Genomic DNA, 14,041 nt, shown 5'->3' on the forward strand with positions numbered 1-14,041 from the left:
GGCATTGGTCGGGCGTTCGTCCGAGACCAATCCTAGCTTATGCTCAGGCTCGAAGTACCACAACTCAAGCGAAAACTCGTCCCCAAATCGCCCACGAATTCAGGGCTCAATCGTTGTGCAACCGGCGAAGTCGCGGGGACAGGCGCAGAATCCACTGCACGCGCTCGAACTGATCGATCCACTCTTGAACGACCGCTTGTTGAACCGGGTCCGTGCCCTTCACGAAGCCGGTCGCGCACCCCTCGCCCGTAAGTTGCGACACCAGTTGACGATAGCGCGCGAGCGTGCGCTCGCCGTACCGGGCGACCTCCTGGCCGTCCTCGGAAAAGAACACCGCGACCGGCACGCGGTTCCCGCCGTTGATCTGCAGCGCGGCCTGCACGTCGGCGTGTTCATCGCGGTCGAGGTACCGCGTCACGACGACGGGCGCAATTTCCGCGATTCGCTCGAAAATGGGACATTGTGACGAGCAATCCCCGCACCACGCCCCGGCGAGCACGAGCACGTTTGTGCGGCGCGTGAACGTGCGGAGCAACTTCTGCTGCTCGTCGGTAAGAAGCGTTTGCGCGGTCGCGGACTGCCACCGGGCGCGGTGCGATTCGTTGCCGTACTTCGCGAGGAATTCCGCGATGGGTAACCCGGCCTCGAACTTGGAAAAGAGGTTCATTGGTGCTCGTTCCGGTCTCAGTTTCAAACGGGGCTATTGAGGGATACCGCCCTACTCGTCGTCGTCTTTTAGCAGCTCTGACTTACGGCCTCTTCAGGGTCAGTGATCCAGAGTGGACGTGGGCGCTACTCCTTGCCCAACACCAGATCCACGACCCAGCACCCGCGCACGTGCGGCCCCGGTCCGCGGCAGTGGTCGAGCACGTCGGCGCTGTCACACCCGGCGTCCTGGAGCGCGTCGGCCAGAATCGGCATCGCACTGAAGTCACGGGAGTCGTACATCTGGGACGCGAGCGAAGCCGCGGTGGAGGTGCGCCAGGAGGGGGAGAAGGTGACGGGGCGGAAGGGGTTGCCGACGACGTCCCGGAACAGTTGTCGATGCGCGTCCCGCTCCGGTTCACGGAAGGCCTCGTCCCGAACCCCTCCTCGGAGGAATGCGACGACATCGACCAGGTTGTGTAGCGCCGACCACGCATGGCCCCAGTAATCCGGCGGGGAGCAAGTCACACATCCCCGAGCCGCCTGCGTCAGCGTTCGCTGGACCCAGGGGAGCGTGAGGTCGAGGTAGGTCCGGAGGGCGTCCCAAGCGAGTTGCCGCACCGCGTCTTCGTCTCCGATGCCGTCGGCAAGTTGCTCCGCATCAGAGACGAGTCGCTTCGCCTCGTCCCGGTTGAATAACTCCCAGTGTCGGCGGCAACACCCGACCGTGTACAGCCGGAGTTTCCGCCCAGTCAGTCGTTCAGCCGTGAACAACAGCATCGGGTGAAGGTCGCGACCCTCCTGCCACTCCGCTTCGGTCATCGGTCGCCCCCTGGAACCGCTCCCAGCATGACCGGTCCTCGGCCACGGTGCAAACTACCGGACGCCGTTCGGCCCGTGGCGAGCGTCCTATTGCGATTGGCGGGCTTCTGCTTCGGCCTCTTCGATGTCGGTACTTCCGCAATTAATCGTCATCATCTTTTAGCAGGTCCGGCTTGCCGAACTGACTGAGGTCCACGCTTCCGCGCAACTCGCCCTCGGTGAGCTTGATCCGCAGTTCCAGTTCGCGGAGCTTCGTCTGGATCTGCTCCAGCTTCGTCGTCGCGTCGTTGCGGACGTGGTAGCGCGGCACCTCGGGATAGCCCAACTGCCGCTGGAGCGCGGCGAACAGGTACAACGGGTCGCGCTTGCGGCTGGCCTTCGCGATCTTGCCCTCTTTCTCGCCGAAGATTGGGGGAAGGCCCGGCTCGAACGCCGGGTTCCGCCGGCGCTCCTCGATCACGTACAGCTCGGACCTCAAGTACACGAGGTCGCTGAAGTCGATCTCGCCGACCTGTTTCCGCAAATCGTCGAAGTAGGCGTGCCAGTTGGCGTCGTAGAACGGGTCGAGCGCGAGCGCTTCGAGGCCGTCGAGGTAGCCGAGCCGGTTGCGCGAGATCGTCTCGAACTGGTAGACGAACAGCCCCGGCTTCGTGGGGTTGTTCGCCCGATACGTGGCCTCGCGCTCCAGGATGAGGAACGCCGTGGGCATCGGGAGCCGGGACTTCTCGCTCTCGGCCTGGCGCACGACGAACGCCTGGAACGCGGTGAAGTAGTGCGGCAGCTTCGCGAACCCGTTCGCGACCAGCCCCGTGTGCTTCAATTCGGACGCCACGAACTGCACCGCATACGGCAGGCGCGTGCTGGACAGCAGCTCCTCGCCGACCCGCTGGAACACTTCTTGCGCCGGCTGGTTGTCCGCGACCCGCTCGCGCACGGTGCGGAACAGGTACGCCTGCTCGATGTACTCTTCGCGGTCGAGGATGGTCGCGGTGCTCATGGGTTTCAGTGTAACGTTGTGGTGAAGTGTTGTGTGGTACGTCCTGCTTTCGCCCCGAAGTGATGAAGGCGGAACGAGAATTCTTTTACCCACCTTCGTTACCACAACGCCCCTCACGGGCCTTCATTCCTCCTAAATCTGGTGGGGCTAGCGCGTCTCGCCGGATTATCCCGGTGGTGCCGACTGCGAGATTCGAGCCGATTAGCGCCTTTGAATCGGTCCCGCGGGTTCCGGGTGACAGAAGGTTGGGGTGATCCGCGTAAGCCGGCTGTTACAGTGCCCCTCCGTCGCGCACATTTCTCATAACGCGGGGCCGTTCGCGGTTCCGCGTCACCATGATTTGCACCGAGACAAGAGCACGCAGCCAATGAGAAACCAACTCGGATTGTGGTTACTCGCGTTCGGCGGACTGATGGGGTTGGCGGAGCCGGCCCTCGCCGGGCACTGCGGGATCTGCCGCTACCCGCGCGGGTGCGTCACGCCCGACCAGTGCGTGACGCCCGTCGTGACCAGCACCGTTCAGTACCAGCCCGTAATCGAACAGCACCAACAGGTGTGCTACCGACCCGTCTACAAGACGGAATACCGTGCGGAGTCGTACACCACGTACCGCACCGTCCAGGAAACGAACTACACCACCGAGAAGTACACGGTGCAGCGCCCGGTCGTCGAGCACTTCGACACCGTTCGCAACTACACCGTGAACCGCCCGGTGTACGAAACGCACCTGCAAGAGCAGCAGTACACGGTGATGAAGCCGGTCACGCGCACCTTCCAGGTGGCGATCCCGTACTGCACCACCCGCCCGGTGTACGAACAGCACGTCAAGGACGTGTCGCACACGGTCATGCGGCCGCACGTCGAAGAGTACCAGGTCGCGGTGCCGTACTGCACGATGCGCCCCGTGGTCGAACAGCACGTCCGCACACACACTTACGTCGTGAACCGCCCGGTGGTCGAGAACTACCAGGAGGCGGTCACGTACTGTGTGAACCGTCCGGTGTACGAGCAGCACGTCAAGGACATCCCGTACACGACCTACCGCGCAGTGCGCGAGCCGTACTGCGTGGAGATCCCGTACTGCGTGATGAAGCCGGTGTACGAGCAGCACGTCAAGGACATCCCGTACACGACCTACCGCACCGAGACGCAGCAGTACCAGGTCGCGATCCCGTACTGCACGGTGCGCCCGGAGTACGAGACGCAGACCTACTACACGCCGGTTACCACCTACCGCACGGAAGTGGATTACGTCACGCAGCAGCGCGTGAGCTACGTCACCGAGCCGGTGGTCACGGAGCGCGTCGAGAAGGTGTGCAGCGGCCGGTACGAAACGGTGACCGAGTACATCCCCGGTCCCGTTGTGACCCGCGCGGTCCGCACGCCGGGCTCGTGCGTCTTCGACCCCTGCACCTGCACGAGCCGCTACGTTCCGGGCTGCCTGACGCAGCAAACCGTGCAGTGCCCGGGCCGGACCGTGTGCAAGAAGGTGTGGGTGCCGCACGAAGAGTGCCGCGTGGTGAAGGACTGCCGGATGGTGTGCAAGCCGGTCTGCACCACGGTGCAAGTGCCGGTGTGCCGGAAGGTCGCTCAGACCGAAATGAAGGCCTGCACCCGGACCACCTGCCGGCTCGTGAAGGAACAACACGTGCGGTACGAGACCCGCACGAACTGCTACAAGGTGCCCGAGCACCACGTCCGTCAGGTGTGTTACACCACCTGCCGCATGGTCCCCGAGCAGCACACCCGCACCGAAACCCGGTACCGCTGCTACACGGTGCCCGAGCACCACGTCCGCCAGGTGTGCTACACCACCTGCCGCATGGTCCCCGAGCAGCACGTGAAGATGGTGAACCGCACCCGGTGCTACACGGTACCCGAAGTGAAGACGTGCGAGATCCCGTACAAGACCTGCCGGTGGGAAAAGGAAGAGCACGTGCGCTACGTGACCCGCCGTCAATGCACCATGATCCCCGAAACGGTGACGCGGCAGGTGTGCTACACGACGTGCCGGCTCGTGAAGGAAGATCACGTGCGGTACGAAACGCGGTGCGTGGTCGAGAAGGTGCCCGAAGTGTGCGTGCGTCACATTCCCGTGACCACCTGCCGCATGGTGTGCGAAGAGCGGCAGCAAGTGGTTCGCCAGTGCCGCGTGAACTACGTGTGCGAGGAGCGCGTCCGCTGCGTGCCGCACACCACCTGCAAGGTGATCCCCGAAACGCACTGCAAGATGGTGCCGCACACTACCTGCCAGATGGAACCGTATACGGTGAGCTACTGCGTGAAGCGCTACGTGCCGGTGTGCGTCCCGACGTGCAACCCGTGCCCGTAAGCGATCGAGTCAACCACTCAACACCCCCGCAGTGCCGGGGGTGTTTTTATTTTGCGCGAGTCGTTTCACGTCGCAGTATCGCCCCCGCCCCGTGCGCAGAGTCGTTCAGTCCCGTTTCCGTTTCTTTGTAACGAGCCGCGACCGCAAGGGAGCGGAGGCGCCCCCGTTTATCGTCGCGGTTCCACGCACCGGAAGCCCCGCTCCCTTGCGGTCGCGGCTCGTTCGGACGTTATGTGGATCTCGAAACGAGATTAGTTCTTGAGGAAGTGGCCACATCCACGTGTTAGACGGCCCCGCACCGGCCGCTGTTGCCTTTGCCCGCCCCTTCGCGGTTCTTATAACGACGGCTGCAAACGCCGTCGGAAACGCGAGGGCCGATGTCCACCACACTCCGCGTCGGCGCGGTCAATTACCTGAACACCAAGCCGCTAATCGAGCGGCTCACGGACTTTGCGCCCGGGATCGAGTTGTCGCTCGATCTCCCGAGTCGGCTCGCGGACCAACTCGCCGCGGGCGACCTCGACGTCGGGCTGATTCCCGTAGTCGAATTCTTTCGCGGCGACAACTACACCTTCGTCCCGAACATCGCGATCGGTTCGCGCGGCCCCGTGCTGAGTGTCACGCTGTTCAGCAAAGTGCCCTGGGAAGAGATTCGCACCGTCGCACTGGATGAGGGCTCGCGCACGAGTGCGGCCCTCACGCGGATCATCCTCGAAAAGCGGTACGGCATCGAACCCGTCATTCAGCAACTCCCCATCGACACCCCGGCGGACGATCTCACCACGGACGCGGTTTTACTCATCGGCGATCGCGCGATGCGGGCGTGTTTACCGGGCTACCGCTTCGCCTACGACCTCGGCGAAGAGTGGACCGCGTGGACCGGCCTGCCAATGGTGTTCGCGGTGTGGGCGGTTCGCAGCGGCGTCGATCTGGGCGAAGCAGAACTCGCTTTTCACAAAGCAAAAGAATACGGTCTCGCGAACGCGGGCTTAATCGCTCAGCGCGAGGCGCCGGCACTCGGACTCGATCCGGGCTTCTGCCGCCGGTACATGAGTAACGTGCTTCGTTACGATCTCGGCCCCGTGGAACTGGCCGGGATGCAGAAGTACCGCGAATTGGCCGAAGGGGTTGGTGTTTTGGCGAACCCCGACCGTAAGGTCGGAGGCGCTGATAGCCTCCAACGCCGCACCCCCGGCCTTGCGGCCGGGGTTCGCTAGACAAGGGCACCCCATGAACACCATCGACCACATCCTCGCGAAAGCCGTTGAGGGCACGCGCCTGACGCCCGACGAGGGCCTGGCGCTCTTCGCGTGTCGCGATCTGCACAAGCTCGGTCGGGCCGCGCACGCGGTCACGACGCGGTTGCACCCGGAGCCGTACCGCACGTTCAACATTGATCGGAACATCAACTACACCAACGTGTGCGCGGCGGTGTGCGACTTCTGCGCGTTCTACCGCAAGTCGGCCGATTCCGACGCCTACGTTTTGTCGCGCGAGGAGCTGTACAAGAAAATCGAGGAGACCATCGCTTTGGGCGGCGATCAGGTGCTCATGCAGGGGGGGATGCACCCGTCGCTCAAGCTCGAATGGTACGAAGAGTTGCTCCGCGACCTGAAGGCCCGGTTCCCGACCGTGAACCTGCACGCCTTCAGCCCGCCGGAAATCTGGCACTTCCACAAGATCAACAAGCTGCCGCTCGAAACCGTGCTGAAGCGCCTGAAGGACGCGGGGCTCGGCTCGCTGCCTGGCGGTGGCGGCGAGATCCTCGTTGATCGCGTGCGGAAGGAACTCACGAAGGGCAAGGCGCTCGCGTCCGAGTGGCTCGACGTGTGCCGCGTGTGGCACACGCTCGGCGGGAAGGGCACCTGCACGATGATGTTCGGCCACATCGAGACGGAGGCCGAGCGCGTCGAGCACCTGACGCGGCTCCGCGACCTCCAGGACGAAACCGGTGGGTTCACGGCGTTCATCTGCTGGACCATGCAGCCGGGGCACAAGATGGCCGACTTCCCCGAAATGGGCGCGTTCGAGTACCTCCGCACCCAGGCCATCAGCCGGCTGTACCTCGATAACATCCCGAACATTCAGTCGTCGTGGGTCACGCAGGGCGGGAAGATCGGGCAGGTCGCGCTCTTCTTCGGCGCCAACGACATGGGCTCACTCATGATCGAGGAGAACGTGGTCGCGTCGGCCGGGACGGTCCACTACCTCACGCTCGAAGAGATCAAGCGCAGCATCCGCGAGGCCGGCTGGGAACCGCGCCAGCGGAACGTCTTCTACCAACTGATCGACGAGGGGTCCGTTCCGCACAGCGAACCGCGCCCGACCGGGGGCAGCGCCCAAGTTCCACACACGTCATTGCCGGTACTGAACTGAGTCGGCACAATGGGTGTGTTCCGCCGCGCCCTCGCGCTGAAGGGCAAGAGCGCGCGGCGCGGGTCCCCTCGTGCCATTCTGAGACGTGAATGACCGAAGAAGCCACCATGCGGCTGCGGCTCCAAACCGTGGCCGCCTACCGCGAGCTGCGCCGCAGCGTGCAAAGAAGCGGGCGCGAGAACGTCGTGTTCGCGCTCATTATGTTCGGCCTCGCGTACTTCAGTCACACCGCCGGCGCCTTTTGGCTCGCGATCCTGCTCTACAGCCTTCTTGCCGCGGGGGAGCTGCTCGTCGGGTTAATCAAGTGGGCCGCGCCATCGGCCGAGGGGGTACTGCTCGACGCGATCGTCCTGCTGTTGTTCGCCGGGTGGAACCTCGGCTGGGAGGGCCTTATCGCGGTCGGCGGGGGCCGACCGAACCCGGCCTTTATATTTTTCGGCTTGTACATGCTGTTCGGGGCGTTCAATCGGTTCAAAGCTTACACGAACCTGCGCCGGCTGTTCGCGGAGCGCCCCGCGCCGGAACACATCGCGTGGTTCGACGAGCTGGTACACGACATCCTGACGTCCGACCCGCACGCGGACCCGCTCGCCCTCGATTTGCCGACGACCCCTCACTGGCGGGTGAAACTGCTCGGCAGCACGGCCTTCTTCGTGGCGAACAACGGGAGCGCGGTGTGGGTCGCGGGGCCGGACGACTTCACGCTCGTGCGCGAGAAAAGTGACCGCGGGGGCGGGCGCCGAAAGGCGCTGCTCCGCATCTACGGTGAAGCGTACCCGGAGTTCACCCTCGACGACGCGAGCTGGTCGAACTACGCGCGCTGGATGGCCGAATTCGCTGCCCCGCACCCGGCGTGATTGCGCTCGGAATTCTTGTCGGATCAAGGCACTTGGAATTCTTGTAGGGTGGGTCCAGGCTTTGCGCAGGCCCACCAACTCCCCGGGTAACGTGAGCGCGAACGAAAACCGCACACGGCCCACCGACCAACCCGGCTGCCGAAGGCCGGCTGGTGGGCCTGCGCAAAGCCTGGACCCACCCTACAAGGCACTACAAGGCACCCATGATCGAAGTACGCGACCTGTCGAAGTGGTTCCGCGGGCCGAACGGTCAGCGCGTCACCGCCGTCGATGCCGTGCGGTTCTCGGTTCACCCGGGCGAGGTGTTCGGGCTGCTCGGTCCCAACGGGGCCGGCAAAACGACCACGCTGCGGATGCTCTGCACCGTGCTCAGGCCCTCGGACGGGACCGCGACCGTCGCGGGGCACGACGTGGTCACGGAGCCCGGTGAGGTCCGGCGCCACGTCGGGTTCCTCTCCGCGAACACCGGCGTGTACGACCGCATGACCGCGTGGGAACTGGTCGAGTACTACGGCCGGTTGCACCAGGTGCCGCCCGACGAGCTGTACCCGCGGATGGAAGAACTCTTCACTACGCTCCAGATGACGAACTTCCGCGACGTGCGCGGCGGCAAGCTCAGCACGGGCATGAAGCAGAAGCTGTCGATCGCCCGGGCGCTGGTGAACGACCCGCCCGTGCTGATCTTCGACGAACCGACTGCGGGCCTGGACGTGCTCGTTCAGCGGGCGGTGCTGAGCAACATCAAGCAGCTCCGCGAGCGCGGAAAAACGATCATCTTCTCCACGCACATCATGCGCGAGGTGGAGAAGCTGTGCGACCGCGTCGCGGTGATGGCGAAGGGCCGGGTCATCGTCTGTGGAACGCTCAACGAGCTGCGCGAGATGTACAAGCAAGACGATCTGGAAGAACTGTTCTTCGATCTGGTGTCCTGACCGATCTTCCCCGGGACCGCGGACAACCCGCCCGCGGTCCCGGGGAAAAGTCGCCCCTACTTCCCGACCTGTCCCTTCGCCGCCTTCACGACGGCTTCCACGGTGAAGCCGAAGTGCTTGAGCAAATCCTTGAGCGGGGCCGAGGCGCCGAACGACCGCATCCCGATGATCGCGCCGGTGCTCCCCGCGAACCGCTCCCACCCGAACGCGCCGCCCATCTCCACGCACACGCGGGCGGTCACCGCCGGCGGGATCACGCTGTCGCGGTACGCCTGGTCCTGCTTCTCGAACAGCTCCCACGACGGCAGGCTGACGACGCGGGCCTTGATGCCCTCGGCCGCGAGCTTCTCGGCCGCGTCCACACACATCGAGAGCTCGCTACCCGTACCGATGAGCAGCACGTCGGGGCTCGGCACATCATTCAGCGCGTAGCCGCCCTTTGCGAGACCGGACGCCGGCGCGTACTTCGTGCGATCGAGGGTGGGCAGCGCCTGCCGCGTCATCGCGAGGATCACGGGGTGGTGCTTTTCCCGGAACGCGATCTTGTACGCCTCGGCCACTTCGTTCGCGTCGCCGGGGCGGATCAGGATCAGTTTGGGGATCGCCCGCAGCGACATGATCTGTTCGATCGGCTGGTGCGTGGGGCCGTCCTCGCCGACGCCGATCGAGTCGTGCGTGAACACGTACACCACCGGCAGGCCCATGATCGCGGCGAGGCGGATCGGCGGGCGCCCGTAGTCGGAGAAGATGAGGAACCCGGAGCCGTAGGAGCGCAGCTTCGAGAGCGCCATACCGTTCATAACGGCGCCCATGCCGTGCTCACGCACGCCGAAGTGAACGTTGCGCCCGCCCGGGGTCTTCGACGTGAACACGCCCGCGTCCGGGAACTTCATGAACGTCTTGGTCGAAGGGTTCAGGTCCGCCGACCCGCCGACGATCCAGGGCACGTGCTTCGCGATCGCGTTCAGCACCGTGCCCGAGCTCTCGCGGGTGGCGAGGCCCTTCGCGTCGGCCGGAAACACCGGGATGTCCTTGTCCCACCCGGCGGGCAGGTCGCGCGCCTCCATCGTTTCGAGTTCCGCCGCTTCTTTGGGGAACTTCGACTTGTAGTCCGTGAACAGCTTCTGCCACGCGGCCCGGGCTTCCGCGCCGCGCTTCCCGATGCCGTCCTTGAAGCGGTCGTACACGCCGTCCGGCACCAGGAAGGACGAGTCTTCCGGCCAGCCGTAGGCCTTCTTGGTGAGCTTGATCTCGTCGGGGCCGAGCGGCTCGCCGTGGGCCGCGTGGGTGTCTGCCTTGTTCGGCGAGCCGTACCCGATGACGGTCTTCAGCGCGATGAGGGTGGGCCGGTCGGCCGACTTCGAGGCCTCGATCGCCTTCGCCATGCCGTCGAGGTCGTTGCCGTCGGTGACGCGGAGCACGTTCCAGCCGTAAGCCGCGAACCGCGCCGGCACGTCTTCGCTGAACGCGAGGTGCGTGTGCCCGTCGATGGTGATGCCGTTGTCGTCGTAGATGAGCGTGAGGTTGTTGAGCTTCAGGTGCCCGGCGAGCGAGGCCGCTTCGCTGGCGACGCCCTCCATCATGCAGCCGTCGCCGCAGATCGCGTAAACGCGGTGCTCGAACAGCGCCTCGAACCCGGGGCGGCCGTAGTGCGCCGCGCGCCACTTCTGCGCGATCGCCATTCCGACCGCATTGCCCACGCCCTGGCCGAGCGGCCCGGTGGTGGTCTCCACACCGGCGGTGTACTCGTTCTCCGGGTGGCCCGGCGTCTTGCTGTTCAGTTGGCGGAACTGCTTGAGTTGGTCCAGCGGCAGCGAGGGCTCGTCCAGCACCTTGCCGTGGTGATCGACGTTCTTGATACCCGCGAGGTGAATGAGCGAGTAAATGAGCATCGAGGCGTGCCCGTTGGAGAGCACGAACCGGTCGCGGTTCGGCCACATCGGGTCGGCCGGATCGTAGCTAAGAAACTTGTTCCACAGTGTGTACGCGACCGGGGCCAGGCCCATCGGCGCACCGGGGTGCCCGGAGTTGGCCTTCTGCACCGCGTCCATCGCGAGCGTGCGAATGGTGTTGATGGCGGTCACATCGAGCGCGGTGAATTGGCTCATGGGAGTCTCTCGTGATGGGGGGGAATAGCGCTACCGAGGATGATACGAGGTGACCCGCGGCGCAAGCAAAAGAGTTTTCAACAGGATAACGGGATAAACGCAATCAGCCCGTCCGATCCCGTTCATCCGATTACCCCGCCGAAAACTCCGAACTGTCAGTTTCACACCTTCCACACGAACACGGCTCCGTCCGCCCCGCGGATCTGGGCGCGCCCGTCGGTCGTGAACGCGATGGCGTTCGGCTTCGTGCCCTTTTGCGGCCACGTGCGGAGCAGTTTCCCGCTCGTCACGTCCCACAACTTCACCGCGCCGTCCTCGCCGCCGGACAGCGCGCGCGAACCATCGGGCACGAACGCCACGCACGTCACCCAGCCCGCGTGCCCCGGTAAGCGCCGGAGTTCCTTGCCCGTGCGTGCATCGAACAGGCGCAACTTGCCATCGTAAAGTGAGCCGCCGAGCACGCGCGACTGGTCCGGCGACACTGCGAGCACGCCGTTCGTCTGGTCGCGGAACCGATCCGCGACCGACGGCACCGGTACCTCCACGAACTCCTCGGCCAGCGGTAGATCCTGATCGCGCAGCGTCGCGTGCAGCGCGTCGAGGCGCGTCATCACTCCCACCAGGGCGCTCGCGGCGTCCTCCTGTGCCCGCCCGATGCGCTCCAACTGCGAGAACGCGAGCCCCTGGAAGAGCCGCGGGTCGTCTTCCACCGCGCGGCGAAAGTAGTACCGCACCGCGACCGCCAGCAGCGGGTCCGCGTTCGGGTCCGCCGCCGGGCGGAGCACCAGGAACGCCGCGAGCGTACCGAACCCACGGGCGCGGAGTTCGGCCCCAATTTCATCGGCCAGCGCCCACTGCCCGCGCACGAGTGCTGCGGGGTCGCTGAAGTGCGTGAGGTCGCCGAGGCGCGCCGCGAGCGCGTTCGGGTCCGCTTCGCCCCCGAACGCCCCCGACATGCGCGCCGTGCGCAGTTCGTCCAGGCAGCGCGCGGCGAAGTCGGAATCGCGTGCGGCCCGGCCGTCGAATTGCGCGCTCAGAAGGAACAGGCGCACCTGCTCGCGGAACGCCCGGTCATCGGCGCGGTCCGCGAGCGCGAGAACCGAGTCGCCCGCGAGCGCGAGTTCCAGCGCGCGCCACGCCCGGTCCGACGCGGCGCCGAGGGCGTCCGTGACGCGCCGGCTCTGGTCCGTCAGGCGCTCCGTGAGCACCCGCGCAACGGCGGACACGCCGTCCGAAACCGCGGCGGCACCCGCGGCCCGGCACGCGGCCGCGGCCAGTGGGCCGAGCGCCAACAGCGACACGCGCGAAATCAGGTTCATCCGGCGCACTCCGCACAATCCAAATAACCGGAACAACCGCACGCGCGGTTCCCCCGAATGGTGACGCGGGCCGGGGGCCGGCGGTTCGTGTTCGGCGGGTCCAGGAGTGGCGCGAATAGCGCATGTAGCGTCGCGGAAGCCTGAAAATCCTGGCGAAAATCGCCCCCGTAAGGGTCCGATGATGGGAAATGCTGGATATTTCTAGGGAATTTGCGTTGTCTTGTTGACAACACACTGCAAAAGCACTTAGTTTTCAAGCAGTTTCAGATTTTCCCCTCTACCCGTGTTGGAGTGTTGTCATGGCAAAGGCTGCGAAGGCCGCGCCGAAAAAGGCCGTTGCGAAGAAGGCACTGACGAAGTCGCAACTCGTCGGCCAGCTCGCGGAAAAGACGGAACTGACCAAGAAGCAGATCGAGACCGTGCTGACCGCGATCGTCGACGCGGTCACGGAGCAGCTCGGTTCGGGCGGGCCGAAGAAGTTCGTGTTCCCCGGTCTGGCCCGCATGTCGCTGACGCAAGTCAAGGCGCGGCCGGGCGGCGAAGTGAAGAAGAACCCGCTCAACGGCAAGGAGTACACCACGAAGTCGCGCCCCGCGTTCAACAAGGTGAACATCCGCCCGATCAAGGCGATCAAGAGCGCCCTCGCGTAAGGCACCGGAGCCCGCGCAACGACCACTCACGCCCGGCGAGAGCCGGGCGTCGGCGTTTGTACTGCCGGTGCATTCCCTTACGGCCGCCCGAACTTACCCTTCGGTTGAGGGGCCGGATCGGTGATTTCAAACGAGTCGAGGAACCGGCGGACATTGGCGTTGCCGGGACTCACGAACCGCCCGCCCGCGACGACGATGTAAAGCCTCCGGTTGGAGATGATGATGCGCCCCACATACGTTCCGTTGTCTTCGTAAAGGTACTCGACCTCGCGCCCCGGGAACCCGGACACGGCGACTCGCTCGTTCCGCACGACGCGCTTAATATTCCGATCGTTTTTCATCTCCTGCACGGCCTGATCGAGCAGCGCCTCTTCGGTCGCCGCCCGTTGACCGACCGGGGGAACGGGCACGTAAGAAATCAAATAGACCTCCCCGCGCTTCCAGAGAACCGCTCCCTCGGCCTGCTGGCCCGGCTCCAGCTTCATTCCCGGAATCGGCGAACCCTTTTTCGCGGGAACGGGTAGATCGACCGCGAAGCCGCCTTCGGGCGATTGGTGCTTGTGCCACTTCTCGCCCGGCAGGAGCAGGAACCCGCCCCCACAACACGCGCAAGTTCCGAGCAAAAGAACGCCGAAAATGATGACGATCCAGAACAGCGGCCCGCGCCCGGGCGGAGGGGGTGGGGGCCGGCGGCGCCGACGCGGGCGCGGCTCCTCGTCGTAATCGCGGTCGTATTCACGACGGTCGTCGTGGTTCCGATCGTAATCGGGCTCGTAGTCGCCACGCGGTTCCCGGCGCCGGGGCTCGCGCGGCGGCTCGCGGTCGAATCGCCGATCGTCCTCGGGGGCCGGCTCGTGCCGGTCGAACTGCGGCGGTTCCGGGGTCGGAAAGGTGTTGAGGCAACTCGGGCACCGGACGTCGCGCCCGACCCGATCGGCGGTCCCGATCATCCCGGTTCCGCACGTCGGACAGTTGAACTGGAACGCCATCGTACCCCCGTCGC

The 14,041-nt window shown here is 65.2% G+C and carries 12 protein-coding genes; 6 read left to right on the forward strand and 6 right to left on the reverse strand.

The genetic code is table 11. From position 1 onward, the window contains the following. Positions 1-106: 106 nt before the first annotated feature. The 3 genes from J8F10_RS23225 to J8F10_RS23235 all read right to left on the reverse strand — a co-directional run bounded on the left by J8F10_RS23225 (position 107) and on the right by J8F10_RS23235 (position 2,464). The gene (locus tag J8F10_RS23225; protein ID WP_210657913.1) at positions 107-667 is read right to left on the reverse strand and encodes a thioredoxin family protein; all 561 of its coding nucleotides are present in this window, start codon (positions 665-667) and stop codon (positions 107-109) included. A gap of 125 nt (positions 668-792) precedes the next feature. Further along, positions 793-1,467 (reverse strand): hypothetical protein, encoded by a 675-nt coding sequence (locus J8F10_RS39215; RefSeq protein ID WP_246523527.1) that lies wholly within the window; start codon positions 1,465-1,467, stop codon positions 793-795. A gap of 142 nt (positions 1,468-1,609) precedes the next feature. Then, positions 1,610-2,464 (reverse strand): hypothetical protein, encoded by an 855-nt coding sequence (locus tag J8F10_RS23235; protein ID WP_210657916.1) that lies wholly within the window; start codon positions 2,462-2,464, stop codon positions 1,610-1,612. A gap of 367 nt (positions 2,465-2,831) precedes the next feature. On the opposite strand from J8F10_RS23235, the gene J8F10_RS23240 reads away from it, so the two are divergent. From J8F10_RS23240 to J8F10_RS23260, 5 genes are all read left to right on the forward strand, one after another. Continuing rightward, positions 2,832-4,796, forward strand: coding sequence for a hypothetical protein (locus J8F10_RS23240; RefSeq protein WP_210657918.1), 1,965 nt, complete (start codon positions 2,832-2,834; stop codon positions 4,794-4,796). A 377-nt stretch (positions 4,797-5,173) separates the two neighbouring features. Further along, positions 5,174-6,013 carry a menaquinone biosynthetic enzyme MqnA/MqnD family protein gene (locus J8F10_RS23245; protein ID WP_210657920.1) on the forward strand — a complete coding sequence of 280 codons (840 nt, stop codon included), beginning with the start codon at positions 5,174-5,176 and terminating at the stop codon, positions 6,011-6,013. Between the two features lie 13 nt (positions 6,014-6,026). Next, positions 6,027-7,172 (forward strand): cyclic dehypoxanthinyl futalosine synthase, encoded by a 1,146-nt coding sequence (mqnC, locus tag J8F10_RS23250; RefSeq protein WP_246523529.1) that lies wholly within the window; start codon positions 6,027-6,029, stop codon positions 7,170-7,172. An 89-nt stretch (positions 7,173-7,261) separates the two neighbouring features. Then, entirely contained in the window at positions 7,262-8,029 is a 768-nt protein-coding gene (locus J8F10_RS23255; protein ID WP_210657922.1) for a hypothetical protein, read from the forward strand. 203 nt (positions 8,030-8,232) lie between these two features. Next, positions 8,233-8,961: an ABC transporter ATP-binding protein gene (locus J8F10_RS23260; protein WP_210657923.1), complete on the forward strand. Its 729-nt coding sequence runs from the start codon at positions 8,233-8,235 to the stop codon at positions 8,959-8,961. Positions 8,962-9,017: 56 nt separating this feature from the next. On the opposite strand, the gene tkt is transcribed toward J8F10_RS23260, so the two are convergent. Then, complete coding sequence (gene tkt / locus J8F10_RS23265) at positions 9,018-11,069, reverse strand: transketolase (RefSeq protein WP_210657925.1); 2,052 nt, start codon at positions 11,067-11,069, stop codon at positions 9,018-9,020. Positions 11,070-11,230: 161 nt separating this feature from the next. Further along, on the reverse strand, positions 11,231-12,388 hold the full coding sequence (locus tag J8F10_RS23270) for a WD40 repeat domain-containing protein (RefSeq protein WP_210657927.1): 1,158 nt from the start codon (positions 12,386-12,388) through the stop codon (positions 11,231-11,233). 299 nt (positions 12,389-12,687) lie between these two features. On the opposite strand from J8F10_RS23270, the gene J8F10_RS23275 reads away from it, so the two are divergent. After that, positions 12,688-13,038 carry an HU family DNA-binding protein gene (locus J8F10_RS23275; RefSeq protein ID WP_210657928.1) on the forward strand — a complete coding sequence of 117 codons (351 nt, stop codon included), beginning with the start codon at positions 12,688-12,690 and terminating at the stop codon, positions 13,036-13,038. 77 nt (positions 13,039-13,115) lie between these two features. Here J8F10_RS23275 and J8F10_RS23280 read toward each other — a convergent pair whose 3' ends face one another. Further along, on the reverse strand, positions 13,116-14,027 hold the full coding sequence (locus J8F10_RS23280; protein WP_210657930.1) for a hypothetical protein: 912 nt from the start codon (positions 14,025-14,027) through the stop codon (positions 13,116-13,118). Positions 14,028-14,041 lie beyond the last annotated feature (14 nt).

The organism is Gemmata palustris, assembly GCF_017939745.1.
Taxonomy (GTDB): domain Bacteria; phylum Planctomycetota; class Planctomycetia; order Gemmatales; family Gemmataceae; genus Gemmata; species Gemmata palustris.

Excerpts from the sequence above, each read along its gene's own strand:
- J8F10_RS23225 (WP_210657913.1), bottom strand. The coding sequence starts at position 667 with ATGAACCTCTTTTCCAAGTTCGAGGCCGGGTTACCCATCGCGGAATTC.
- J8F10_RS39215 (WP_246523527.1), bottom strand. The coding sequence starts at position 1,467 with ATGACCGAAGCGGAGTGGCAGGAGGGTCGCGACCTTCACCCGATGCTG.
- J8F10_RS23235 (WP_210657916.1), bottom strand. The coding sequence starts at position 2,464 with ATGAGCACCGCGACCATCCTCGACCGCGAAGAGTACATCGAGCAGGCG.
- J8F10_RS23240 (WP_210657918.1), top strand. The coding sequence starts at position 2,832 with ATGAGAAACCAACTCGGATTGTGGTTACTCGCGTTCGGCGGACTGATG.
- J8F10_RS23245 (WP_210657920.1), top strand. The coding sequence starts at position 5,174 with ATGTCCACCACACTCCGCGTCGGCGCGGTCAATTACCTGAACACCAAG.
- mqnC (WP_246523529.1), top strand. The coding sequence starts at position 6,027 with ATGAACACCATCGACCACATCCTCGCGAAAGCCGTTGAGGGCACGCGC.
- J8F10_RS23255 (WP_210657922.1), top strand. The coding sequence starts at position 7,262 with ATGACCGAAGAAGCCACCATGCGGCTGCGGCTCCAAACCGTGGCCGCC.
- J8F10_RS23260 (WP_210657923.1), top strand. The coding sequence starts at position 8,233 with ATGATCGAAGTACGCGACCTGTCGAAGTGGTTCCGCGGGCCGAACGGT.
- tkt (WP_210657925.1), bottom strand. The coding sequence starts at position 11,069 with ATGAGCCAATTCACCGCGCTCGATGTGACCGCCATCAACACCATTCGC.
- J8F10_RS23270 (WP_210657927.1), bottom strand. The coding sequence starts at position 12,388 with ATGAACCTGATTTCGCGCGTGTCGCTGTTGGCGCTCGGCCCACTGGCC.
- J8F10_RS23275 (WP_210657928.1), top strand. The coding sequence starts at position 12,688 with ATGGCAAAGGCTGCGAAGGCCGCGCCGAAAAAGGCCGTTGCGAAGAAG.
- J8F10_RS23280 (WP_210657930.1), bottom strand. The coding sequence starts at position 14,027 with ATGGCGTTCCAGTTCAACTGTCCGACGTGCGGAACCGGGATGATCGGG.